Below are 23,740 nucleotides of genomic sequence, written 5' to 3'. Positions count from 1 at the left end.
GAAAACCGACATGCTCAGCGTGATCTGCGAATCCCCCGGCGTGCTGCGCGTGCAGCAGCGCGAACTGCCCGTGCGCGGCAGCGGCGAAGTGCTGTTGCGCGTGCAACGGGTCGGCATCTGCGGCACCGACCTGCACATCTTCACCGGCAACCAGCCGTACCTCGACTATCCGCGCGTGATGGGTCACGAGCTTTCAGCGGTCGTCGTCGAGGCGGAACCGGAGTCGGGTCTCGGTGCGGGCGACGCGGTGTACGTGATGCCGTATCTGTCGTGCGGACACTGCGTCGCCTGCCGTCACGGCAACACGAACTGCTGCGTCAACATCAAGGTGCTCGGCGTGCATCGCGACGGCGCGCTCGCCGAATACCTGAGCGTGCCTGCGCAGTTCGTTCACAAGGCCGACGGCATTTCGCTCGATCAGGCGGCGATGCTGGAATTCCTGGCGATCGGCGCGCATGCGGTGCGGCGCGCGGACGTCCGTGCCGGACAGCGGGCGCTGATTGTCGGCGCCGGGCCGATCGGCATGGCGGCGATGATCTTCGCGAAGCTGCGCGGCGCCGATGTCACGTGCCTCGATACGCGGGCGGATCGGCTCGCGTTTTGCCGGCAGCATCTCGCGGTCGATGCGACGGTGGAGGTGGGGGAAGCCGATGCGGCGCGTCTCGCGTCGTTGACGAACGGCGAGTATTTCGATGCGGTATTCGACGCGACCGGCAACCTCGATGCGATGAATCGCGGCTTCGAATTCGTCGCGCATGGCGGCAAGTACACGTTGATCTCGATCGTGCGCGGGCATGTCGCGTTCTCGGACCCCGAGTTCCACAAGCGGGAAACCACGTTGCTCGCGAGCCGCAATGCGACGGCCGAGGATTTCGCGACGGTGCTCGACGCGATGCGTGCAGGGCGCATTCCGGATCGCGCGCTGAACACGCACCGGATGCGGCTCGAGGAGGTGCCGGATGCGCTGCCGCGCCTGCTGGAGGCGGGGCAGACCGTCGTGAAGGCGCTCGTCGAATGCTGAACGATCGAATCCGGCACGCGGAGCGCACGCGATGACGCCGCCGATCCTGCAGTTCGGCACCAGCCGCTTCCTGCTGGCGCACGTCGACCTGTTCGTGTCCCAGGCGCTGGACGACGGCAACGCGATGGGCGGCATCGGCATCGTGCAGACGACCGGCAATCCGGCCAGCCGCGCCCGCATCGACGCGCTGCGCGCCACCGGTCGTTATCCGGTGCGAATTCGCGGGCGCGAGCGCGGCGGCGTGGTCGACGAAGTCGTCGAGTGCCGCGCCGTGCAGCGCGCGTGGGACGCCGAGCGGGACTGGGCGGAGATCCGCGCTGCCGCGATCGAGACGGTGCGCGTGATCGTGTCGAATACCGGCGACGCAGGGTATCGCCCCGATCCGCGCGACGCCGTGGACCTGCTGGCCCACCCGGCGCACGTACCGCACGGCTTTCCGGCGAAGCTGCTCGCGCTGCTGCATGCGCGCTGGCAGGTGCGGCCCGACGATGGCATCTCCATCCTGCCTTGCGAACTGGTGACGAACAACGGCGAAACGTTGCGCGACATCGTGCTGGGTCTCGCGCGCCAGTGGCGGCTGCCCGATGCGTTCACCGACTATCTGTGCAGCCGCTGCGTGTGGGTCAACTCGCTCGTCGACCGCATCGTGTCCGAGCCGCTGCATCCGGTCGGCGCGATCGCGGAGCCGTACGCGCTATGGGCGATCGAACGGCGTGCCGATATGGCGCTGCCGTGCACGCATGCGCAGATCGTCGTCACCGACGATTTGCGCAGCCACGAGCGCCTGAAGCTGTTCTTCCTCAATCTCGGGCACAGCTGGCTCGCGGAGCAGTGGCTCGCGGCAGGGCGCGACGCATCGGAAACGGTGCTGGACGCGATGAACGATGCGCGGCTGCGCGACGGTCTCGAAGCCGTGTGGCGCGATGAAGTCGCGCCGGTATTCGTCGCGCTGGGCTTGCGGGACACGGCGGAACGCTACGTCGACAGCGTGCGCGAGCGCTTTCTCAATCCGTTTCTCGCGCATCGCATCGCCGATATCGCGGTCAACCATCGGGAGAAGGTCGCGCGGCGGATCGAGCCGCTGCTCGCGCTCGCGGATTCGCTGGCGGTGCCGGTCGAACAAGCGCGGTTGCGGCAACTCGTCGCCCGCTACGAACCGGCGGCCGCAACGACAGGGAGAAGTCCATCGTGAAGCAACCGACCATCGTGATCCTTCACGGCAACGACAACGTCGCCGTCGCACTCGACGCGCTCGCGCCGGAGGTGCCGGTCGACGTGCACGGCGCACCGCTGCGGCCGGCGGCTGCGATACCGGCCGGCCACAAGATCGCCACCGCGCCGATCGCGCGCGGCGACGCGATCGTCAAATGCGGGCAGCCGATCGGTGTCGCGCTGCGCGACATCGCCGCGGGCGAGCATGTTCACGTGCACAACGTCGGGATGCCTGAGCGGCATGCGCACGACGACGGGTCGGTCGGCGGCACGCACGACGTTGCCGCGGATCGCCGCGATACCTTCGACGGATTCGTGCGGCCCGACGGCAGCGTGGGGACCCGCAACTACGTCGGCGTGATCGCGAGCGTCAACTGTTCGGCGAGCGTCTGTCATGCGATCGCCGATGCATACCGGCACGGCGTGCTCGATGCGTTCGGTCATGTCGACGGCGTCGTCGCGATTACGCATCAGAGCGGCTGCGGCATGTCGGCGACCGGTGACGGCATCGAACTGCTGCGGCGCACGCTCGTCGGCTATGCACGGAACCCGAATTTCGCCGGCGTGCTGCTGGTCGGCCTCGGGTGCGAGGTCAACCAGGTCGGCGCGCTCGCGCAACGGCTCGATGCGGCAGCGCCGGGCACCGTGCGCACGCTGGTCATCCAGGACGAGGGCGGGGTGCGCGACACCGTGGCCAAAGGCGTGTCGATCGTGCGCGAGTTGCTGGAGGCGGCCGACGGCGCGCGTCGCAGCGCCGTGCCGGCCTCGCGGCTGACGGTCGGCCTGCAGTGCGGCGGGTCCGACGGCTACTCGGGCATCACCGCGAATCCGGCGCTCGGCGCGGCCGTCGATCTGCTGGTCCGCAACGGCGGCACCGCGATTCTGTCCGAGACGCCCGAGATCTACGGCGCGGAGCATTTGCTGATCGCGCGGGCAGCCTCGCGCGAGGTGGCCGAGCGCTTGCTCGGCAGGTTGCAGTGGTGGGAGCGCTACGTCGCCGACAACGGCGGCGAAATGAACAACAACCCGTCGCCCGGCAACCTCGCCGGCGGCATCACGACGATTCTCGAGAAATCGCTCGGCGCGGTGTCGAAGGGCGGCCGCTCGCCGCTGCGCGCGGTCTACGACTATGCGGAGCCGGTGCGGCAAGCCGGGCTCGTGTTCATGGATACGCCCGGTTACGACCCGGTGTCGGCCACCGGGCAGATCGCCGGCGGTGCGAATCTCGTGTGCTTCACGACGGGCCGCGGTTCGGTGTTCGGCTCGAAGCCGGTGCCGACGATCAAGATCGCGACGACGACCGGCCTGTTCGAGCGGATGCAGTCGGACATGGATTTCGACAGCGGCGGGATCGTCGCCGGTTCGCTCTCGGTCGGCGAAGCGGGCGAGCGGTTGTTCCGGCTGATGCTAGACGTCGCCTCCGGACGCAGATCCCGCAGCGAGGACAACGGCATCGGCGAACGCGAGTTCGTGCCGTGGCGGCGCGGCGCGGTCATGTGACGCGCAAGGCGGTGCGCGAAGTGCGCGCAATCGGACAGCGAAGGAGAAGCCGCGATGGAAACCAGCATGAGCGAGCCGGTGATCGGTGAAATCAGTCACGACGGCTCGCTGTCGGAACTGGAGAAGGGCTTGCTCGGCGAGGCGCTGCGCTTGCTCGCCGAGACGCGCACGCGTGCGCTGGAACTCTGTGTCGAGGTGAGCCGGCGGCAGGGCGGCGCCACGCCGGACGTCCACGATTTCAACCTGCCGACGATCATCGAGTTGCAACGGCGCTTCGGTACGCGATCTGGCCCGGACGGCGCCGGCATGGCCGCCTCCGGTCGCTTCGCGTAGCCGAAGCCGAAGCCGCCCGGGGGCGGCACCGTTGCAGGATCGATCGTCTGCGCCGGTTATGCCGCCGACAACGTGATCGACACGCCCGTCGCGGTGTACCCCGGCGTGGCCTTGAACCCGTCGACCGTCACCGTCGCGAACTTCGCGGCAGCCGCTGCGCCGTCGATCAGCGTGATCGTGTCGCCGGCCTTCGGCGCGTAGCCGTTCACGAACTTCACGTGCAGCGTGCCGCCCGCGACGGTGAGCGGCCCGCCCACGCGCAGCCGCCCGCCGCCGTTGCCGTCGATGTCGAGTTCGAGCGTCGTGTTGTCGAGCTGCGTGTAGCGGGTCGCGATCGTCACCGGCGCGGCGGCCGCGATTCGCACGCTGCCGCCCGGGCCGACGTACACGTCGCCTTTGCCGAACGCCGTCGTCGACGCGGCCGCCAGCGTGCCGCCGCTCACCTGCGTGCCGCCCGTGTAGGTGTTGTTGCCCGCCAGCGTCAGCGTGCCGCTGCCCTGCAGCGTCAGCTTGCCGGCGCCCGCGACGTCGTTGCGCCACAGGTCGGCGGCATTGAGCCCGCCCTGCGACGCATCCATCGACACGATCACGTTGCCGTTGAATGCTCCGTAGCCGTCGGCCGCCGCGAACAGGTTCAGGCGCCCCCAGCCTTCCGCGTCGTCCATGACCGGATAGCCGGACGGCAGCTCGGTCGTCTTCAGCACGACGCGTCGCTGGTCGGCGCTCAGGTACGGGAAGCGCGTCTGCAGCAGGATCTCCGCGCCCTTCGGCACGACCGGCGGTGCGTTCGTCGATTCGATCGCGCCGAAGCCGAAGGTCATGCGGCGCAGGAACGCGGTCTTGTTCGCCGTGTAGTCGGCGAACCGGTCGGTGGCCGTCGTGCCCGAGTGCGCGAATGCGGAGAACGTGGTGGCGCTCGTGCCGGTCAGTTGCTGCAGCGTCTGATGCGCTTGCGTGTAGGCGGCCTGCGCGTCGCCGGCGTACGCGGTCAGGTTCGCCGCGCTGACCGCCAGTGCGAGCATGCGCCCGCCGATCACGTCGAGCGGCGAATGCATGCCGGCGAGAATCCGGTTCTCGCCCAGTTCGAGGCCGCGGCTCACCATTTCCTGAAAGCGTTCCGGCACGAGCCACGCCATCGTCGTCGCATCGCGCACGGCCTCGGCCGTGTGGCCGCTGATGAAGCCGCCGTCGGTCGCGGGCGTCGTGCTTTCGGCCGGCACGAGCGTCGGCGCGACGACCACGCTGGTGCTCCAGCGGTACGGGCGCGCGTATTTGAAGAAGCGCTTGGACGGTTCGGTCGACGCGTTGTTGCCCATTTCGTTGAGCAGGTCGACGACCTTCCCGAAGCCGGCGTTGCCGCCGCTGCTGCCGACGCCGACGTTGTTGCCGGAATCGTTGTACAGCACGGTCGTCGCATCGGCGGGCACGCTGGTGATGCTGGTCGACTGCTGGGCCGCGGTGCGCCACGCGGCGGTGAGCGGGCCCATGCCGTCGGTCACGCTGTATCCCTTGCCGCGCCGGTCGTCGTAGTACGCGGCATCGGCCTGTTGCGGCGTACGGGCGGTCGTCGCGTTGATCACGTACTGCACGTTGGCCGACAACACCGCATCGTTCAGGATCGTGCCGCACGGCACGCCGCTGGTCGGCAGTCCGGAGCACGTCGACGGCGAGATGGCCGGGAACGCGCCGTTCGCCGGCGCGGTCACGCCCGCGTCGACCAGCATCGTCGCCGGCTGCCACAGATCGAGGAAGCGGCTCAACACGCGCACCGCGGCGTTGGTCGACAGCGTCGCATAGCGCGCATCGCCGCGCTGGTTGGTCGCGATGTTGTCGACGAAAGCGGGTGCGCTCGGGATCGGCGCGCTGTCGACGAAGCCGGGGTCGGCGGGCGGCGCGGGAACGGCCGCGGCGATCGTGCCGGTCGACGTGACGTCGTCGCCGCCGCCGCAGGCAGCCAGTACGATCGCACTCGACAATGCTGCGACGTGCAGCGGGAAACGGCTTCGTGACGCAAACATGCAAGACTCCATCCTGATGGTAGAAGATGGAGGATTGTGGTGAACGATCGTTACGCGGTCGTTACGGAATTGTTTCGCGTCGCACGCGGCCGGCGAAAATTCCCACTATCTGGTTAATTTCCGATGCTTAACATGACGGACACCGGAATCCATGGCGTCCGTCATCGATACAGGGCGGCGGGCGCAGGCCTACGCGCCGGCCGTGCGCGTGTCCAGCCGGAACAGCGAGACGGCCTCGGCAAGCCGGTTTCCCTGTTCCTCGAGCGATTTCGATGCGGCAGCGGCCTGTTCGACGAGCGCCGCATTTTGCTGCGTGACTTCGTCCATTTGCGTGATGGCCAGATTGACCTGCTCGATGCCGCGGCTCTGCTCGCTCGACGCTGCGGCGATCTCGCCCATGATGTCGGTCACGCGCGAGATCGCATGCGTGACCTGGCTCATCGTATCGCCCGCGTTGTTCGCGATATGCGAGCCATCCTGGATTTTCTGAACCGATTGCGAGATCAGCTCGCGAATTTCCTTCGCGGCGCTCGACGAACGCTGCGCCAGACTCCTGACTTCGCTGGCCACCACCGCGAAGCCGCGGCCCTGCTCGCCGGCGCGGGCGGCCTCGACGGCCGCGTTGAGCGCGAGAATGTTGGTCTGGAATGCGATTCCTTCGATGATGCCGGTGATCTCGGCGATCTTGGCGGAGCTCGCGCTGATGTCCGTCATCGTGTCGACCATCAGGCCGACCGCCGTGCTGCCGCGCTGGGCGACCTCCGATGCATTGTTGGCCAGGCCGCTCGCCTGCTGCGCGTTGTCGGCGTTCAGGCGCACGGTGGACGTCAACTGCTCCATGCTCGACGCGGTTTCCTGCAACGAGGCGGCTTGCTGTTCGGTGCGGGACGAGAGATCCTGGTTGCCGGACGCGATTTCGCCGGCCCCGGTCGCGACGTTGCCCGATGCGGTACGGACTTCCGAGATCAGGCGAATCAGGTTCGCCTGCATGTCCCGCATGGAAGCCAGCACGCTGCCGGCCGGCGCGGCGCCGGTCGTGGATTCGGCGGCGAGGTTGCCGGCGGCGATATGGCCGGCGATCTCGCTGAGCGCGGCGGGCTCCGTGCCCAGCGCGCGCAGCAGGCCGCGGGTGATGAAGAGGCCCGAGATCGCGGCCGCCGCCGCGGCGGCGATGCAGATCGCGATCAGCATCAGCCGTCGCGAGGTATAGCGATCGTCCGATTCCTTCACCAGTTGGCCGGCCCGCAAGCGCGTGTACGTCGCATACGCGTCGGTGGCCGCGACGAGCTGGGCCAGCAGCGGTCGGCACTGTTCGTTGATCATCGTGATCGCCTGGTCGCGCCGGTTGTTCGCCGCTGCGTCGACGATGGCGCGCGCCACCGGGCCGTACTGCGCCTCGACCGCCCCGATTTGCCGAACCAGTTCGCGAGACTTGTCGGACGCGCCGCTTCCCTCGCGGACCGCATTCGTCAGTTCGCCCATCAGCGCGCCGACTTCGCGGTCGGCCTGCAGTGCGGCCTCCTTCTCGAGGTCCGCGTCGCGCGGGCTGGCCGCGAGCACCTGGTTGCGGGCGGCGATCGCGCGCCGGTCGACCGCGAAGCGAATCTTGTCCGCCAGGGTCGCACGGGCGTTGGTGCCGTTGACATAGTCGTCGAATGCCGCGTTCGCGTTGCCGAGCGAGACGATGCCGAGGAGGGAGACGAGCACGACCATGCACGTAAGCAGTCCGAAAGCCATCAGCAGCTTCGTACGAACCGTTAACCGTCGATCATTCATGGGAAAAGTCCAGTGGTTGATATCAAATAGCTTTCCTCATTATCGGAACGGTGAATGAACAATTTAGGATCGCTCCCCGGGGGCAATCGTTTGCGTGTTGCCTGTCGTCAAAAAAATCCGGCAGCGATCCGTATTTGCCACGATGAACGGGCGAACGGCGCCGTTTTCCGCACGACGCCCCAGGCCCCTGCGCTCCTCGCGATAGCGCGCCGTGTCGCCCTCTACGCGTCCGTGCCGGTCGCCGTCCTTCCGGCATCGCTCAACTTCCCGCTCCCGGTGCCGTTAAATGGATCAGGATCAGCCTGTTCACCGATCCAGTTCAATCACGCGGTAACGGAGACCGAAGTCATCATGCTGTCATCAATTCGCGCACGGATACTGGCGACGTGTGTCGCCATCGTAGTGACGGCGCTGGCCGTAACCGGGGGGCTGGTCTATTACGTCGTCAAGACCCACAACGACGAGGCCATCGACCAGAATCACAAGTCGATCCTCGCCGGGCATGCGCTCGCGATCGACGAATGGGTGGCCAGCCGCGCGCGCGAAACCCAGGCGCTGGCGGACACGATCGCGATCGGCGAGGGCGACCCGGTGCCGGCGTTGAAGCTGCTCGGCAAGTCGGGCGGCTTCGAGGTGCTGACGCTCGGCCTGCCGGACAAGACGGCGTTCTCCAACGTGCCGCTCGCGCCCGGCTACGATCCGACCGCGCGGCCCTGGTACAAGCAGGCCGTCGGCGCGGGCCGTCTGGTCGTGACGGCGCTCTACCGCGATGCGACGAGCGGCAAGCCGGCCGTGGCGTTCGCGGTGCCCGTGGTGCGCGACGGCGCGGTGAAGGGCGTGCTGGCAGCCAGCCTGTTCATGGAGAACGTGAGCTCGATCGTGACTTCCGTTCACCCGACCCCGGCGAGCTTTGCATTCCTGGTGGACAAGGGCGGCCGCGTGATCGCGTCGGCCAAGACCGACCTGATCATGAAGCCGGCCACCGGCCTTTCGCCGGAACTCGATGCCGACCATCTCGGCGCGCTGCAGACGGCAGCCGCGCCCGTCGCGGTCGACATCGACGGCGCCGCCAAATTGATGCGCGCGCAACCGATCGTCGGCACCGACTGGTCGCTGGTACTCGCGCTCGACAAGAGCGACGTGACGGCCGGCATGCGCGCGGTCGCGACGACGACGCTGCTGGCGATCGTGATCGTCGCCATCATCGCGGCCGCGCTCGTCGGCGCGATGACGAACGCGGCCTTCAAGCGCATCCTGATGGTGCGCGATGCGCTCACGGACGTATCGAGCGGCAGCGGCGACCTGACGAAGCGCCTGCCCGCCGATGGCACGGACGAAGCCGCGCAGATCGCGCGGGCGTTCAACGCATTCGCCGAGAAGATCAGCGCGATCCTGCTGCAGATCCGCGCGTTCAGCACGTCCGTCAACCTCGCGAGCGCCGAGATCGCCCAGGGCAACCAGGATCTGTCGGCCCGCACCGAACACGCGGCGTCGAGCCTGCAGGAAACCGCCGCCGCGCTCGAGGAGATCGCCGGCACGGCCCGCAACTCGGCCGATGCGGCGAGCCAGGTGAACCGTCTGGCGGAATCGGCGTCGGATGTCGCGCTGCGGGGCGGCACGGTCGTGCGCGAAGTCGTGTCGACGATGAGCGACATCACGCAGGCGTCGGCAGAGATCGCCAACATCGTCGGCGTGATCGACGGCATCGCGTTCCAGACCAACATTCTCGCGTTGAACGCCGCCGTCGAGGCGGCCCGCGCGAACGAGCACGGCCGCGGCTTCGCGGTCGTCGCCGGGGAGGTGCGTGCGCTCGCGCAGCGCAGCGCGCAGGCCGCGCGGGAAATCAAGCAGCTGATCCATTCGTCGGTCGAGAAGATCGAGGGCGGCTCCGGGCTGGTCCAGACGGCCGGGGCGACGATGGACGAAATCGTCGACGGCGTGCGCAACATCACGAGCGTGATCGCCGAAATCAGCGTCGCCGCGAAGGAGCAGAGCACCGGGCTCGAGCAGGTGAATCAGGCGGTGTCGCAGCTCGACGATACGACGCAGCAGAACGCGGCGCTCGTCGAGCAATCGGCGGCGGCCGCGACGTCGCTGCGCGAGCAGGCGGCGCGGCTCGCGCAGACGGTCGGGGAGTTCAAGCTGGCGGAGCGTGCGGTGCCGGCGTGATGGTCCGGTTGACGGGGGCCGGCAAGCCTCGGCTTCATGCGACGCACTGTCGGAGCATGGCGGCGGCGCGAAGCCGCGCCGTGCAGGCGAGCGCCGCTTCTCACACAGGCGACGCCGAACGCCGCGCCGTCCCGCCTTTGCGATACAGCGACAGGGTCGCGCACAGCCCGCAGCATGCGGCGAAGCTGAGCCAGTAGCCGGGCGCGGCCTTGTCGCCCGTCACCTCGATCAGATAGGTCGACACCGCGGGCGTGAAGCCGCCAAAGACCGCGGTCGCGAGACTGAATGCAAGCGAGAAGCCGGCCACGCGAACGCTGGCGGGCATGATTTCGGTCAGCGCCGCGACCATCGCGCCGTTGTACATGCCGAAGAAGAACGAGAGCCACAACAGCACGGCCAGCATGCGGCCGAAGCTGGGCGCGGATGAAAGCCACGCGAGCGCGGGATACGACGTCACGATGGCCGCGACCGCGATGGCCACGAGAATCGGCTTGCGTCCGATGCGGTCCGACAGCGCACCGCCGACGGGCAGCCAGAAGAAATTCGACACGCCCACGCACAGCGTGACGATCAGGCTGTCCGCCGTGGACAGTTTCAGGACGGCCCTGCCGAACGTCGGTGTGTAGACCGTGATGAGGTAGAACGTCGTCGTGGTCATCGCGACGAGCAGCATGCCGGCAAACACGGTGGGCCAGTTCCGCAGCATCGTCGCGAACACCTCGCGTGCACGCGGATGATGGGTGCGTGCCTTGAATTCGTCCGTTTCCTGCAGCGTCCGGCGAAGCACGAAAATGACCGGCACGATCGCGCAGCCGATGAAGAACGGAATGCGCCAGCCCCATGCACCGATTTCCTGGCTCGTCAGCAGATGGTTCAGCAGATAGCCCAGGGCCGCCGCGATGACGATCGCGACCTGCTGGCTTGCCGACTGCCAGCTCGTATAGAAGCCCTTGTGCCCGGGCGTGGCCATTTCCGCGAGATAGACGGACACGCCGCCCAGCTCGGCCCCGGCGGAGAAGCCCTGCAGCAGGCGCCCCAGCAACACCAGCGCCGGTGCGGCGAGCCCGATCGTCGCGTACCCCGGCACGCACGCGATCAGGATCGTGCCGCTCGCCATGATCGAGAGCGTGACGATCAGCCCTTTGCGTCTTCCCACTTCGTCGATGTAGGCGCCGAGTAGGATCGCACCGAGCGGGCGCATCAGGAAACCGGCGCCGAAGACGGCAAACGTCAGTAGCAGCGACGCGAACTCGCTTGCGGCCGGAAAAAAGACCCGCGAGATGCTGGTCGCATAGAAGCCGAACAGGAAAAAGTCGAATTGCTCGAGAAAATTGCCGCTGGTCACGCGCAGGACCGCGCCGAGCTTCGACGTGCCTGCGGCCGTGCTGTCCGGCGCGATCGACGGTGAGGGATGCATGGGGTGTCTCCGTTGGATGTATTGTGCGAAGCGGCCCGGAAGCGGACCGCTTCGATTGGCCCGATTCAGTCCGAGCCGAGTTGCAGGCGGTCGGCCTGGCGCTTTTCGATCGACGACTTGAGCAGCGCCGCGCAGCGAAAGATTCCGTGCGCGAATTTTCCGTACGGCAACGTGGCGAACAGCGCCATCACGATGCCGAGATGAACGGCGAGCAGGGTCGCCATCGCGCTGCTGTCGCGCCACGCGAGCAGCGCCAGTCCCGACGCGCTCACGAGCATCAGCAGCGCGATGAAGCCGCGGTCCATCGGGCGTTGTGCCGGATCGGTCCGCGCGGGGTCGCGCCGCAGGTTGAGCCACAAGAGGCCAGCAGGACCGATCAGCAGACCGATTCCGCCGGCCGTGCCGAGCAGCACGGGCAGGCTCAGGAACGCGTACGGCGCGTGCAGGTCCAGCGCGTAGTGATAGACGGTCGCCACGAGCGTGGCGGCAAAGCACAGCATGAAGCCGTAGAACGTGAAGTGATGAAACCGGCGCCGCGCGAGCGTGAACGCATCGTCCGATTCGTTGCAGCCGTCACCGTGGCCGCCGTCGAGATAGGTGAGCGCGAGCGCGTGCTTCGCCGCCTCGGCAACCGCCGGCATGCTTGCCGTGCCCGACGACACGTCGCGCCAGAAACGCGTCACGCCCACCCCGAGCGCGAGAATGGCGAGCCCGAACACCGAGCCGAACACTGCGGCGAGCAGGTTGTGCGGAAAGACCGCATAGAAACGGCCGCCCGACGGACCATTCAGCAGCGAGCCGTGCATCGCGACGCCGAGCATCAGGAAAAGCGCCAGCCCGATCGCGAGCGCGAGCGCGACGGTCGGGCCGTTGCGCCGGTAGAGCTTGCCCAGCGCGGCGGGCCACGCATATTCGACATACGTATCGAGCCGGACCTGCGCCATCGCCTTCGGCACATTCACCGCGAATTCGTGCGGCGGCGCATATTGGCAGGCGTGATAGCACGCGCCGCAGTTGTGGCACAGGTTGGCCAGGTAGTTGACGTCCGCCTTCGCGAACTCGAGCCGGCGCGTCATCGCCGGAAAGACCGCGCAAAATCCTTCGCAGTAGCGGCACGCATTGCAGATCTGCATCTGGCGCGCGACTTCCGCTTCGTGGTCGGTGACGGGCACGATGCGGATCACGGCGGCGCCGCTCGCGCGTGTCGACGGCCGGCCGGCGGGCGTGAGCGCGTGGGCGTCGCGAACTTGTTCTTCAATATCGTGCATGTTCAACTCCGGTCGTTTGCGCGGCCTTCGCCGCCTCGGTGCCCGCGATACGGCCGAACGCGGTGCCGATCGACATCCCGACGCCCGCCGTGTAACCCTTGCCCAGTACGTTGCCGGCCATCATCTCGCCGGCAACGAACAGGTTGCCGCTCGGCCGTCCGCCGAAGTGAACCTGCGCGCGCTCGTTGACCTTGAGCCCGAGATACGTGAACGTGATGCCGGGACGCAGCGCGTAGCCGAAGAAGGGCGGCGTATCGATCGGGCGTGCCCAGTGGGTTTTCGCGGGGCTGACGCCTTCGGTGCGACAGTCGTCGAGCGTCGTGTGATCGAACGTGCCTGCCCGGCATGCGGCGTTGTACGCGCGTAGCGTTTCCACGAACGCTCGTTCGGGCAGGTTCAGCCCGCGCGCGAGCTCCGGCAACGAATCGGCGCGGACACCCGGAAATACCGGTGGCATGAAGCGTCCGACGGCCTTGGCATCGATGATCGAGTAGGCGGTCTGCCCCGGCTGCTGCGCGACGAGGCGGCCCCAGATCGCGTAACGCTTCGGCCAGAAGTCTTCGCCTTCGTCATAGAAGCGCTGCGCATCGCGGTTGACGACGATACCGAGCGACACGCAATCGATCCGTGTGCAGATGCCGCCGTCGTAGAGCGGCGCGCGCGCGTCGATTGCGACGCAATGCGACTGCGACGGGTCGCCAATCGCATCCGCGCCGGCGTCGAGCATCGCCTTGAGCAGGACGCCCTGGTTGAACCGCGTGCCGCGGATGAGGAAATTATCGGCGGGCCATTCGCCACGCTCGTTTTGTCCCCACGCGTCGCGCAGCCATTCGCGGTTGGATTCGAAGCCGCCCGCCGCGAGCACGCAACTGCGCGCCTCGAAGCGCCGGTTTCCGCTACGCGCGGCGACGAAGCGTTCGCCGTCGAGTTCGATGGCGTCGACGGGCGTGTCGTAGCGAATCTGGACGCCCAGCGCTTCGGCGCTGCGGTAATACGCGTTCACGAGCGCTTTGCCACCGCCCATGAAGAATGCATTGGTGCGCGCCACGTGCAGTGCGCCGGACAGCGGCGGCTGAAACCGCACGCCATGTGCGCGCATCCACGAGCGACAGGTCGCCGATGCGCGGATCGCGAGCCGGGCCAACGCCTCGTTCGTGATGCCGCCCGTGACCTTCAGCAAGTCCTGCCAGTACTCTTCTTCCGGATAGGCGCCGACCAGCACGTCCTGCGGGCCGTCGTGCATGCAACGCAGGTTGCGGGTGTGCTGGGAATTTCCGCCGCGCCATTCGCGCGGCGCCGCTTCGAGCAGCAGCACCGACGCGCCGGCTTCGCGCGCCATCAATGCGGCGCACAGCGCCGCGTTGCCGCCGCCGATTACGAGAACATCGATCATCTGAGTCGTCTCCTTTGAGACGCACTCTACGGATTGGCCTCGCGTGCCGCCATCAGCGGAGCGGCAACACGTCTTCAGTTTTTGTGAAGAGGCGGCTCGCGCAGCGTGGCGCCGGGCCACCCGCGTGCCGCGACGATCTCGCGCGCCACGTCGGCGAGGACGACCCGCGCGGCGAGCCCGGCGGGCGACAACTCGTCGTCGGAGACGCTCGCGATCACGTTCGGCCGCGTCGCGTGGGCGTCCGCGACCGGGACGCTCGTAAGCGTGGCGTTCTCGAGCCGCGCAAGCGCCGCGCCCGGTTGAATGGTTGCCCCGAGCCCGCCGCGCACCGCATCCATCAACATCGCGAGGCCGTCGACTTCGGCGGCGATGTGCGGGGTGAAGCCGGTGCGGGCGAATGCGGCATCCAGCAAGGCGCGAAGGCCATGCGGGCCGCTCGGCAGGATCAGCGGCATGGCGCCGAGGTCCGCCAGACGGACGTGCGGGCCGTTGGGCATCCCCGGCAGGCCGGGGGCGCCGATCACGAACAGATGTTCGTCGAGCAACGGCATCACGCTCCAGCGCTGTGCGGGTTCTTCACGAAACAGGATCGCCAGGTCGATTTGGCGCGCACTCAGCATCGCGCCCAGATAGCCCGACAGGCTCTCGACCATGCGCAAGCGGACATCCGGATAGCGCTGTCGCATCGCCTGCATGAACGCGAGCCCGAGTACGCCGGTCGTACTGGGCGCAAGTCCGACGCTGACGTGTCCCGACAGGCGCGCCTGACGCGCGGCAAGCGCCGCATCGTCGACGTGGCGCAACGCGAGTTGCGCCTGTCTCCAGAAGGCAAGGCCGGCGTCCGTCGGCACGACGCCCGTGGAGGTGCGTTGCAGCAGGCGCGTGGACAACTCGCTCTCGAGCCGGCTGATCTGCTGGCTCAGGGCGGACGTCACCACGCCCAGTTCCAACGCGGCCTTGCCCATGCTGCCGTGTTCCACGACGCGGACGAAATAGCGCAGTTGCCTCAGTTCCCTCGATACCTCGAATTGACTCAGCCGCGGTATTGTCGCAGCCGACGAGGCATCGGTGGGGCGAATCGCGTCCGCCGAGGCCGTGGAGCGCCGCCGGAAAGACTTCGGGATGGCGGGATCGGCTGGCGGCGCCGTTCCGGCTCGGCGAGTGTTCGGGTCGCGCAGCGAAGGCCGGCTACGTGCATGCCGGCGCGAACGCCGATTTCACACCGCTTCGCCTACTGTCCGTCGACGTCGTTCGCGCAGGGCGTCATGTCGCCGCGTTTCCCGCTTTCATCCGGCAAGCAGCCCGCGTGCCGCCAGATTCGCATACAGCGCACGCACGCCGAAGGTCCACGGCGCGATCTCCGTGCAAAGCCGCACGGTGTTGACGAGCGCGCCGAGCGCGGGCGTGGAGATCGTCACGCGGTCGCCCAGGTGATGCGTGAAGCCGCCGCCGGGCGCGTCGCGATCCTGGATCGGCGAGAACATCGTGCCGAGGAACAGCATGAAGCCGTCCGGATACTGGTGATGCGCGCCGCAGGTCTGCGCGACGAGGTCGGCCGGGTCGCGGCTGATCTCGCGCATGTGGCTGATGCCGTCGAGCACGAAGCCGTCGTCCGCGCCTTCGACGCGCAGCGACACGCTGCATTCCCGCACGCTGTCGAGCGTGAAGCCGTCATCGAACAGCCTCACGAACGGACCGATCGCGCACGAGCCGTTGTTGTCCTTGCATTTGCCGAGCAGTAGCGCGGAGCGGCCTTCGATGTCGCGCAGGTTCACGTCGTTGCCGAGCGTCGCGCCTACCGGCCTGCCATCGCTGGCGATCGCCAGCACGATCTCCGGTTCCGGGTTGTTCCACACCGACACGGGCAGCAGCCCGACGTCCGCGCCGAAGCCGACCGCGGACATCGGCTGCGCCTTGGAGAACACCTCGGCATCCGGGCCGATGCCGACTTCCATGTATTGCGACCACGCGCCGCGGCGCTCGAGTTCCGCCTTCAGGCGCAGCGCGGCTTCCGAGCCGGGCACGATCTTCGACAGGTCGGTGCCGATGGTCGCGGCGATGGTGTCGCGTACCTCCCGCGCTTTCGCCGGATCGCCGCCGGCCTGTTCCTCGATCACGCGCTCGATCAGGCTGACCGCAAAGGTCACGCCGCACGCCTTGACGGCCTGCACGTCGCACGGCGCGAGCAGGTGCGTGGCACCCGGCGTGCCGTCGAGCGCCGCCTGCAGCAGCGGCTCGACGCGGCCGAGCGATTCGCCGGCAGCGGTGCGCGCGATGGCGACTGCGTCGGGCCGGTCGAACAGGTCCGCGGTGGTCGGCACGGCGTGCGTGATGTCGAACACTTCGCCGCCGCGCACGGCGACGACACTCGGGCCCGCGTGGGCGCCGTCGTGCCGCCAGACGCGGCCGATCAGCAGCGCGTGGTCGAGGTCGTGCGGCAGGCAGTCGGAAACGGAAGGAGTACGCATGGTCAGCTCGGCAAGAGTCGGAGGCGGTGGGGTCAGTGCGAATGGCGCGGGTTGCCGCGCTGCTCGATCACCTTCAGGTACAGCGTGGCCGGTTCGAGGCAGCCGCCGGTGGACAGCTGGCCGACGAAGCGGCGATAGAGTTCCTGCCACGGCGTTTGCGCCTGCGGCACGGTGAAGCTGGCGGTCTCGCGGCGGCGCGCGAGTTCGTCCTCGTCGACGAGCACGTCGACGCTGCGGCGGTTCAGGTCCACGCGCACGCGGTCGTTCGTGCGCAGCAGCGCGAGGCCGCCTCCCACTGCCGCTTCCGGCGACACGTTGAGGATCGACGGGCTGGCCGACGTGCCGCTCTGGCGGCCGTCGCCCAGGCACGGCAGCGACGTCACGCCGCGCTTTACCAGTTCGGCCGGCGGCGCCATGTTCACGACTTCCGAGCTGCCCGGGTAGCCGACCGTGCCGCAGCCGCGGATCACGAGGATGCAGCGCTCGTCGATGTTCAGCGCGGGATCGTTGATGCGGGCGTGGTAGTCCTCGGGGCCGTCGAACACGATCGCGCGCGCTTCGAACGTGTTCTCCGCGCCCGGCGCGGAAAGGTAGGTCCGGCGGAACGCGTCGCCCACCACCGACATCTTCATGATCGCGCTGTCGAAGAAGTTGCCCGACAGCACCATGAAGCCGGCGCCATGCTTGAGCGGCGCGTCGGGCGTACGGATCACGTCGCGGTCGGCGTCCTGCGCGGTGTCGGCGATCTCGCCGATCGCGCGGCCCGACACGGTCAGGCAGTCGCGTCGCAGCAGCCCCGCCGCATCGAGCTGGCGCAGCACGGCGGGCACGCCGCCGGCGCGGTGGAAGCTTTCGCCGAGGTATTCGCCGGCCGGCATGCAGTTGACGAGCAGCGGCACGGCTTCACCGAAACGCTGCCAGTCTTCCAGGCTCAGCTCGACGCCCATGTGGCGCGCAATCGCGATCAGGTGCGGCGGGCAGTTGGTCGATGCGCCGAGCGCGGACGCGACGACGATCGCATTCTCGAACGCCGCGCGCGTCATGATCGTCGACGGGCGCAGGTCTTCGCGAACGAGCTCGACCGCGCGCTTGCCGGTCGCGTAAGCCATCTGGCCGCGCTCGCGGTACGCGGCGGGAATGCTCGCACAGCCCGGCAACGACATGCCGAGCGCCTCGGCCAGGCTGTTCATCGACAGCGCGGTGCCCATCGTGTTGCAGTGGCCGATCGACGGCGACGAAGCCGTGGTCAGCTGCATGAAGCCTTCGTAGTCGATCTCGCCGGCGGCCAGCAGGTTGCGCGCATGCCAGATCACCGTGCCCGAGCCGACCCGCTTGCCCTCGTGCCAGCCGTCGAGCATCGGGCCGCCCGACAGCACGATCGCGGGCAGGTCGACGGTGGCGGCCGCCATCAGGCACGCCGGCGTGGTCTTGTCGCAGCCGGTCGTCAGCACCACGCCGTCCAGCGGAAAGCCGTGCAGCACTTCCACCAGCCCGAGGTACGCGAGGTTGCGGTCGAGCGCGGCGGTGGGCCGGCGGCTTTGCTCGGCCAGCGGATGCACGGGGAACTCCATCGGAATGCCGCCCGCATCGCGGATGCCGGCCTTCGTGCGTTCGGCCAACTCGATGTGGTGGCGGTTGCATGGCGCCAGATCGCTGCCCGTCTGTGCGATGCCGATGACGGGGCGGCCCGATTGCAGTTCCTCGCGCGTCAGCCCGTAGTTCATGAAGCGCTCGACATAGAGCGCGGTCATGTCTGCGTGCGCGGGGTCGTCGAACCATTCCTGGCTGCGCAGACGGCGAGGGGGGTGTGACATGGCAGGCTGTCTCCGAAGGGCCTTCTTGATTTTGCGTGCCGGATGGTACCGGTAACATCGATGGGATGTTAGCACGGGTTTTTTGCGTAGCGGAAGGGATTTCGTGTGCGCGTGGCGCAGATGCAGGCCAGGGGGCCGATGCGAGGCCGCGCACGTCGCGCGTCGGCGGGCGCCCGGCCGTCGGCCCGTCAGGCGCTTTCCCGCACGATGATCGTGTAGTCGATCCGGATGCTTTTCGATGCGGCCGGCTCGCCGCGGTCGCGCGCTTGCAGCGCCGCCAGCAACGCCTCGCCCGTGCGCAGCCCGATGCCGTACGCGTCGACCGACACGGTCGTGATGGTCGGGTGGCAGCAGGTCGCCACTTCGAAGTTCCCGAAGCCGGCCACTGCGATGTCGGCAGGCACTGACAGCCCGCGCCGATGACATTCCATGATCGCGCCGAACGCCGACATGTCGCTCACGCACATTACCGCGTCGGTGTCGGGCCAGCGCTCCAGCAGCGCCGCCATCGCCGGCCCGCCGTGGCTCATCGTGATCGGCGATTCGCCGAGCCGCACGACGCGCGGTTCGCCCAGGCCCAGCGCCTTGATCTCCGCCTGGTAGCCCTTGAGCCGATCGAGGCCGCGGCGATCGAGTTCGCTCGCACCGACGAGAAAGCCGATGCGCCGATACCCACGCTCGGCCAGGTGGCGCACCATCGCACGGGCGGCCCGCACGTTCGAGAAGCCCACGGCAGTATCGATCGGGCGCGTGGGCAGGTCCCACATCTCGACCACGGGAATCGCGGAGCGCTCCAATACCTTGCGCGTCGCGTCGGTGTGCTGCGACCCCGTCAGCGCGATGCAGCGCGGCTGGTGCCGCAGCATCGAACGGACCAGCCGCTCTTCACGTTCGAGGTCGTAGTCGGTGTCGCCGAGCAGCAGTTGCAGGCCATGCGGTTCGAGCGCATCGGTCAGGCCGCGCACGGTGTCCGAGAAGTTGGAGCTCGACAGCGACGGCACCAGTACCGCGACGAATTCCGAGCGCCCCGACGACAGCGCGCCGGCGGCGGCATCCGCCACGTAGCCGAGCCGGTCGATGGCCTCGCAGACCCGTGCACGCGTCTCGGCGGCCACGCTGTGGCCCGCGAGCACGCGCGATACCGTCATCTTCGATACGCCGGCGAGGCGCGCTACGTCGGACATGCGGGGCGGCCCGGCGGGCCGGACGGCGGTGGGGCTGGGCATCGGAATCGCGATCGGGAGAGAGCCGGAAAGGCTACATCATACCGGTGCGGCATATCGTTCAGGCACGGTCGCGGCGTGCCCGTCGCGGTGAGGGTCGTACTAGGGAAACCACGCGTCCGGCGACACTTGTACGTGTCTGTCGCGACGTGCTACCTTCGATTTTGTTACCGGTATCAACGTGCTGATCGCTCCCGTCGCCTCGCCGACTTTTTTTTGCCACCGAATGTTATCGGTAACATCGATGCGTCAAATGCACTCGCCGGTACGAAAAAGATCGACATAAACAGGAGACAGACCGATGCCATCCCTTACGCAGGCCGCTGCCGCACCGGCCGCGGCCGACTCGTCCGAAGACGCCCTTTATCGCAAGGTCATGCGGCGCATCCTGCCGTTGCTGCTGCTCTGCTACGTCGTGGCCTACCTGGACCGCGTCAACGTGGGCTTCGCCAAGCTGCAGATGCTCGACGACCTGAGCCTGAGCGACGGCGTCTATGCGCTCGGCGCCAGCATCTTCTTCTGGGGCTATTTCCTGTTCGAGATGCCCAGCAACCTGTTGCTGCACCGCTACGGCGCGCGCTTCTGGATCGCACGGATCATGATCACGTGGGGCATCGTGTCGTCGTCGATGGCGTTCATCGTGCCGCTCGCACAGTTCTTCCACGTGCAGACGACCACGATGTTCTACACGCTGCGCTTCCTGCTGGGGCTGTGCGAAGCGGGGTTTTTCCCGGGCGTCATCCTGTACATGAACTACTGGTTCCCCGCGCGGCGCCAGAGCGTGGCGATGTCGGGCTTCCTGGTCGCGATCCCGCTGAGCCTGACGCTCGGCAGCGTGCTGTCCGGCTGGCTGATGGAGCAGACGCACGGCTTGTCGGGCATGAGCGGCTGGCAGTGGATGCTGCTGCTCGAAGGGCTGCCGTCGATCGTGGTGGCGTTCATCGTGCTGGCGTGCCTGGGCGACGGCCCGCAGTCGGCGAAGTGGCTGTCCGGCGACGAAAAGGCGGTGCTGTCGCGCAACCTCGAAGCCGAGGCCGCGCACAAGTCGCACAGCATCGGCGCCGCGCTGCGCAGCCCGCGCGTCTGGCTGCTCACCTTCATCCTGCTGACCTTCAATACCGGCTTCTACGGGCTGGCGTTCTGGCTGCCGTCGATCATCCGCGCGTCGGGCGTGCAGAGCCCGCTGCACATCGGTGTGCTGACGGCCATTCCGTACCTGACCGCGATCTTCGCGATGGTGTGGAACGCGTCGCACTCGCGCAGGACCGGCGAGCGACGCCTGCATGCGGCGATTCCCGCGCTGATCGGCGGCGTCTTCCTGATCCTGAGCGCGGCGTTCGCGCACAACGTGGCGCTGTCGATCGTATTCCTGACCATCGCCACGTGCGGCATCCTCGCGCTGATGCCGATCTACTGGACCTTTCCGGGGCAGATCCTGTCCGGCACGGCCGCGGCCGCCGGCATTGCGCTGATCAACTCGGTGGGTAACCTGTCCGGCTTCACGGGCTCGATGATCACCGGCGTCGCCAAGCAGATGACCGGCAACATCAACAACGGGACCTACGCACTGGGCGCGTGCCTGCTGGTCAGCTGCGTGCTGATCGCGGCGATTCCGCGCGACATCCTGCGGCCGCCGGTGAGGCGGTAGGGCATTCGCACGACGTCAGGTCGCGGTGCGAGGCCTGCGCAACGGATGCGCCACGCGGCGAGTGGCCGGCGCGACACCCTGCTACGGCAGCGTCGCATCCGGGCGCTCACGACACGCTGCGTCGCATCCCTCGCACCTGCAACCAAATCGCGGATATCAGGAAATAAAGCGCACCGACTCCCGCGTAGCCCGCGATCTTGACGATCGCGGGCGGCATCGGCGCATGGCTTTGGACGATGAAGAACAGGCCGGCCAGTGCCGATTGCGCACCGCTCAGGATCATCACCCACTGTGCGCCGGCAAGCTTCCAGCGTCGCACGGCGGTGCCGAGCTGCATCGCGCCGGAGAGAATCGCCCAGACGCCGAACACCGTGAGCACCGCATGCATGCCCGCATTCAACGCCGGAAATACCGCCAGCGTCGTGACGGCGCTGATCGCGACGTTGAGCGCCTGCGTGCGGTTTGCCGCCATCCCGCCGCTGCGGGACAGGTCGACGAAATTGGCGAGCGCATCCCAGGCCGGATAAACCACCAGCAGGACCGCCGCGCCGGCCGCGCTCTGCCGGCCGACGGCAAACGCCAGCGCGACCCAGATCAGCGAGAATATCGCCCGGGAAAAGTAGTACCGTTTCAGCCATTGTTCGTCGGCAGGGGAACGAAATTCGGGGTAGCGGTCAGCCATTTGCACTCCTTTGTACATTGAATCGTCGTTCCGGCCGATATGCAGGGCTTCCGCCATGCGGATGCGGTGCCGCCCGGATCTCCAGTGCGCCGAGTATCGCAATCGCCCGGCCTTGCCGCTATCGGTCAGATGTCCGATGGCGACGTCCTCCGGTTGCCTGCACCGAGGCGGGCGCACTTCGCGCCGGGCCGGCTGCGGCGAGCCCCGAGCCCCGAGCCCCGACGCGCATGCGCATGCACGCCGCGACGCCGTCGCGTATGATCGTTTTCCCATCCTTGCAAACGTCCCGGCCCCGCCCGATGTCCGACGCCCAAGCCCGTCACGCCCTGCTGCGCATATTCGACGCCGTACGCGCGCTGGCCTTCATCGGCGACCTCAGCATGGGCCAGCCGACAGACCATTCGCCGCGCACCGGCTGGCTGGCGGCGCAGCTCGCGCACGCGGCACGATTCGACGCATCGGTGTGCGACACGGCGCGCGAAGTGGCGCTGTTGCGCTGGTCGGGCTGTACGGCGAACGCGGCGGGTTTCGCGCAGGTATTCGGCGACGACGTCGCGATCCGTGCCGCGATGCTCGAGGGCCGGCCCGGCATCGCCGAAGCGATCGGCGGGGCGGGCGTCGCGCTGATCCCGCTCGCACAGATCCATTGCGAAGTCTCGGGCGAGGTGGCGCGAATACTCGGTCTGTCCAGCGCGACGGAAACCGCGCTGCGGCATATCTTCGAAACCTGGGACGGCAACGGGCTGCCCGCCCGGCTCGTGCACGAACAGGTGCCGGCCGCCGTGTCGATCGTCGCGCTCGCGGGCGACCTCGACGTGTTCAGCCGCACGTACGGCATCGAGCGGGCCGTCGAACTGATCGGGCAACGCGCGGGGTCACGCTACCCGGCCATGCTCGTCGAGACGGCTGCGCGTGAGGCGCCGCGCTGGCTGGCGGCGCTCGAGCACATGGCGCCTGCCGACCTGGACGCCGCATTGGCCACGCCGGACATGCAGGGCGCGACGTCCGCCGAATTGATTGCAGACGTCATCGATCTGAAACTGCCGTGGATGACGGGTTTTTCGCGTTCGGTCGCCGCGACGGCGGCCGCGTGTTACGGCCGTCTCTCGCCGGACGAGGCGGCGCGCGAACGCGTGTACCGTGCCGGACTGATTCAGGGCATCGGCAGGGCCGCGGTGCCGAACGACGTGTGGAATCTGCCGACGCGGCTGCCTGCGAGCGCGTGGGAAAAGGTGCGGCTCGTGCCGTACTGGACCGAGCGCGCCGGCCGGCAGACCGGCGCGCTCGGCGAAGCCGCGGTGCTCGCGTCGTATGCCTATGAACGGCAGGACGGCTCGGGCTATTTTCGCGGCGCGCGCGAGGCGGCGCTGACGCTGGAGGCGCGCGTGCTGGCGGCGTCGCTGGCGTGGGTCGCGTTGCGCTCGGCGCGTCCGTGGCGCGCGGCGCTGAGCGATGCGGCCGCTGCCGGCCAGTTGCAGGAAGAAGTTGCGTGCGGCCGGCTATGCGGCGAAGCGGTGGCCGCGCTCGTGACGGGTGACGCGCCCTTGCTTCGGCGCACCGCCACGGGCGCGTCGCCCGCTGGCCCGCGCCTGTCCGCACGGGAAATCGACGTCCTGCGGGCGATCTCCCGCGGCGCGAGCAACAAGCAGGTCGCGCAGGCGCTCGCGATGAGTCCGAGCACGGTGCGAACCCATGTCGAGAAGGCGTTCCGCAAGCTCGAATGTTCGACGCGTGCCGCGGCGACCCTCAAGGCGTCGGCGCTGGGGTTGCTGTGACGCGCTCCGCGCTGCGGATTCGC

Annotated in this window: 17 protein-coding genes; 7 read left to right on the top strand and 10 right to left on the bottom strand. The window is 68.2% G+C overall.

Annotated features, from left to right (window positions below):
- Positions 1-10 precede the first annotated feature (10 nt).
- The 4 genes from H3O04_RS05015 (at position 11) to H3O04_RS05000 (ending at position 4,066) form a co-directional block, all read left to right on the top strand.
- Entirely contained in the window at positions 11-1,021 is a 1,011-nt protein-coding gene (locus tag H3O04_RS05015; protein ID WP_202587250.1) for a zinc-binding alcohol dehydrogenase family protein, read from the top strand.
- A 31-nt stretch (positions 1,022-1,052) separates the two neighbouring features.
- The gene (locus H3O04_RS05010; protein ID WP_202587249.1) at positions 1,053-2,213 is read left to right on the top strand and encodes a mannitol dehydrogenase family protein; all 1,161 of its coding nucleotides are present in this window, start codon (positions 1,053-1,055) and stop codon (positions 2,211-2,213) included.
- The gene (locus H3O04_RS05005) at positions 2,210-3,733 is read left to right on the top strand and encodes a UxaA family hydrolase (RefSeq protein ID WP_202587248.1); all 1,524 of its coding nucleotides are present in this window, start codon (positions 2,210-2,212) and stop codon (positions 3,731-3,733) included. The genes H3O04_RS05010 and H3O04_RS05005 overlap by 4 nt, the downstream gene beginning before the upstream one ends.
- Positions 3,734-3,799: 66 nt before the next feature.
- Positions 3,800-4,066 carry a hypothetical protein gene (locus H3O04_RS05000; protein WP_226241413.1) on the top strand — a complete coding sequence of 89 codons (267 nt, stop codon included), beginning with the start codon at positions 3,800-3,802 and terminating at the stop codon, positions 4,064-4,066.
- Between the two features lie 56 nt (positions 4,067-4,122).
- On the opposite strand, the gene H3O04_RS04995 is transcribed toward H3O04_RS05000, so the two are convergent.
- Positions 4,123-6,084 (bottom strand): phosphatase PAP2 family protein, encoded by a 1,962-nt coding sequence (locus tag H3O04_RS04995; RefSeq protein ID WP_202587247.1) that lies wholly within the window; start codon positions 6,082-6,084, stop codon positions 4,123-4,125.
- 189 nt (positions 6,085-6,273) lie between these two features.
- Complete coding sequence (locus H3O04_RS04990) at positions 6,274-7,860, bottom strand: methyl-accepting chemotaxis protein (protein WP_043886364.1); 1,587 nt, start codon at positions 7,858-7,860, stop codon at positions 6,274-6,276.
- Between the two features lie 351 nt (positions 7,861-8,211).
- On the opposite strand from H3O04_RS04990, the gene H3O04_RS04985 reads away from it, so the two are divergent.
- Complete coding sequence (locus H3O04_RS04985) at positions 8,212-10,029, top strand: methyl-accepting chemotaxis protein (RefSeq protein ID WP_202587246.1); 1,818 nt, start codon at positions 8,212-8,214, stop codon at positions 10,027-10,029.
- A 100-nt stretch (positions 10,030-10,129) separates the two neighbouring features.
- On the opposite strand, the gene H3O04_RS04980 is transcribed toward H3O04_RS04985, so the two are convergent.
- The 7 genes from H3O04_RS04980 to H3O04_RS04950 form a co-directional block, all read right to left on the bottom strand.
- Positions 10,130-11,446 carry an MFS transporter gene (locus tag H3O04_RS04980; protein WP_202587245.1) on the bottom strand — a complete coding sequence of 439 codons (1,317 nt, stop codon included), beginning with the start codon at positions 11,444-11,446 and terminating at the stop codon, positions 10,130-10,132.
- A 65-nt stretch (positions 11,447-11,511) separates the two neighbouring features.
- Positions 11,512-12,714, bottom strand: a complete 1,203-nt coding sequence (gene tcuB, locus H3O04_RS04975; RefSeq protein ID WP_234621841.1) for a tricarballylate utilization 4Fe-4S protein TcuB — start codon at positions 12,712-12,714, stop codon at positions 11,512-11,514.
- Positions 12,701-14,107: an FAD-dependent tricarballylate dehydrogenase TcuA gene (gene tcuA / locus H3O04_RS04970; RefSeq protein WP_023474593.1), complete on the bottom strand. Its 1,407-nt coding sequence runs from the start codon at positions 14,105-14,107 to the stop codon at positions 12,701-12,703. Before tcuA ends, tcuB begins: the two co-directional genes overlap by 14 nt.
- A 74-nt stretch (positions 14,108-14,181) precedes the next feature.
- Positions 14,182-15,072, bottom strand: a complete 891-nt coding sequence (locus H3O04_RS04965) for a LysR family transcriptional regulator (protein ID WP_202587244.1) — start codon at positions 15,070-15,072, stop codon at positions 14,182-14,184.
- A gap of 321 nt (positions 15,073-15,393) precedes the next feature.
- A complete protein-coding gene (locus H3O04_RS04960; protein WP_202587243.1) occupies positions 15,394-16,575 on the bottom strand; it encodes a fumarylacetoacetate hydrolase family protein in 1,182 nt (393 codons plus the stop codon).
- 32 nt (positions 16,576-16,607) lie between these two features.
- A complete protein-coding gene (locus H3O04_RS04955; RefSeq protein WP_202587242.1) occupies positions 16,608-18,389 on the bottom strand; it encodes an IlvD/Edd family dehydratase in 1,782 nt (593 codons plus the stop codon).
- A 188-nt stretch (positions 18,390-18,577) separates the two neighbouring features.
- Entirely contained in the window at positions 18,578-19,615 is a 1,038-nt protein-coding gene (locus H3O04_RS04950; protein WP_202587241.1) for a LacI family DNA-binding transcriptional regulator, read from the bottom strand.
- 298 nt (positions 19,616-19,913) lie between these two features.
- On the opposite strand from H3O04_RS04950, the gene H3O04_RS04945 reads away from it, so the two are divergent.
- Positions 19,914-21,260, top strand: coding sequence for an MFS transporter (locus tag H3O04_RS04945; RefSeq protein ID WP_202587240.1), 1,347 nt, complete (start codon positions 19,914-19,916; stop codon positions 21,258-21,260).
- A 106-nt stretch (positions 21,261-21,366) separates the two neighbouring features.
- Here the strand turns inward: H3O04_RS04945 and H3O04_RS04940 are convergent, their stop codons facing one another.
- Positions 21,367-21,942 (bottom strand): DUF308 domain-containing protein, encoded by a 576-nt coding sequence (locus H3O04_RS04940; RefSeq protein WP_200160354.1) that lies wholly within the window; start codon positions 21,940-21,942, stop codon positions 21,367-21,369.
- A 299-nt stretch (positions 21,943-22,241) separates the two neighbouring features.
- Here H3O04_RS04940 and H3O04_RS04935 point away from each other — a divergent pair, with 299 nt between their 5' ends.
- Positions 22,242-23,717 (top strand): HD domain-containing phosphohydrolase, encoded by a 1,476-nt coding sequence (locus tag H3O04_RS04935; protein ID WP_202587239.1) that lies wholly within the window; start codon positions 22,242-22,244, stop codon positions 23,715-23,717.
- Positions 23,718-23,740 lie beyond the last annotated feature (23 nt).

The organism is Burkholderia sp. KCJ3K979, assembly GCF_016759955.1.
GTDB lineage: Bacteria > Pseudomonadota > Gammaproteobacteria > Burkholderiales > Burkholderiaceae > Burkholderia > Burkholderia orbicola.
Note: the sequence above shows the minus strand (reverse complement) of the source record. Positions and strands in the feature narration are given on the sequence as shown.

Excerpts from the sequence above, each read along its gene's own strand:
- H3O04_RS05015 (WP_202587250.1), top strand. The coding sequence starts at position 11 with ATGCTCAGCGTGATCTGCGAATCCCCCGGCGTGCTGCGCGTGCAGCAG.
- tcuA (WP_023474593.1), bottom strand. The coding sequence starts at position 14,107 with ATGATCGATGTTCTCGTAATCGGCGGCGGCAACGCGGCGCTGTGCGCC.
- H3O04_RS04995 (WP_202587247.1), bottom strand. The coding sequence starts at position 6,084 with ATGTTTGCGTCACGAAGCCGTTTCCCGCTGCACGTCGCAGCATTGTCG.
- H3O04_RS04960 (WP_202587243.1), bottom strand. The coding sequence starts at position 16,575 with ATGCGTACTCCTTCCGTTTCCGACTGCCTGCCGCACGACCTCGACCAC.
- tcuB (WP_234621841.1), bottom strand. The coding sequence starts at position 12,714 with ATGCACGATATTGAAGAACAAGTTCGCGACGCCCACGCGCTCACGCCC.
- H3O04_RS05010 (WP_202587249.1), top strand. The coding sequence starts at position 1,053 with ATGACGCCGCCGATCCTGCAGTTCGGCACCAGCCGCTTCCTGCTGGCG.
- H3O04_RS04980 (WP_202587245.1), bottom strand. The coding sequence starts at position 11,446 with ATGCATCCCTCACCGTCGATCGCGCCGGACAGCACGGCCGCAGGCACG.
- H3O04_RS05000 (WP_226241413.1), top strand. The coding sequence starts at position 3,800 with ATGAGCGAGCCGGTGATCGGTGAAATCAGTCACGACGGCTCGCTGTCG.
- H3O04_RS04935 (WP_202587239.1), top strand. The coding sequence starts at position 22,242 with ATGTCCGACGCCCAAGCCCGTCACGCCCTGCTGCGCATATTCGACGCC.
- H3O04_RS04950 (WP_202587241.1), bottom strand. The coding sequence starts at position 19,615 with ATGCCCAGCCCCACCGCCGTCCGGCCCGCCGGGCCGCCCCGCATGTCC.
- H3O04_RS04965 (WP_202587244.1), bottom strand. The coding sequence starts at position 15,072 with ATGGGCAAGGCCGCGTTGGAACTGGGCGTGGTGACGTCCGCCCTGAGC.
- H3O04_RS04990 (WP_043886364.1), bottom strand. The coding sequence starts at position 7,860 with ATGAATGATCGACGGTTAACGGTTCGTACGAAGCTGCTGATGGCTTTC.
- H3O04_RS04940 (WP_200160354.1), bottom strand. The coding sequence starts at position 21,942 with ATGGCTGACCGCTACCCCGAATTTCGTTCCCCTGCCGACGAACAATGG.
- H3O04_RS04985 (WP_202587246.1), top strand. The coding sequence starts at position 8,212 with ATGCTGTCATCAATTCGCGCACGGATACTGGCGACGTGTGTCGCCATC.
- H3O04_RS04955 (WP_202587242.1), bottom strand. The coding sequence starts at position 18,389 with ATGTCACACCCCCCTCGCCGTCTGCGCAGCCAGGAATGGTTCGACGAC.
- H3O04_RS04945 (WP_202587240.1), top strand. The coding sequence starts at position 19,914 with ATGCCATCCCTTACGCAGGCCGCTGCCGCACCGGCCGCGGCCGACTCG.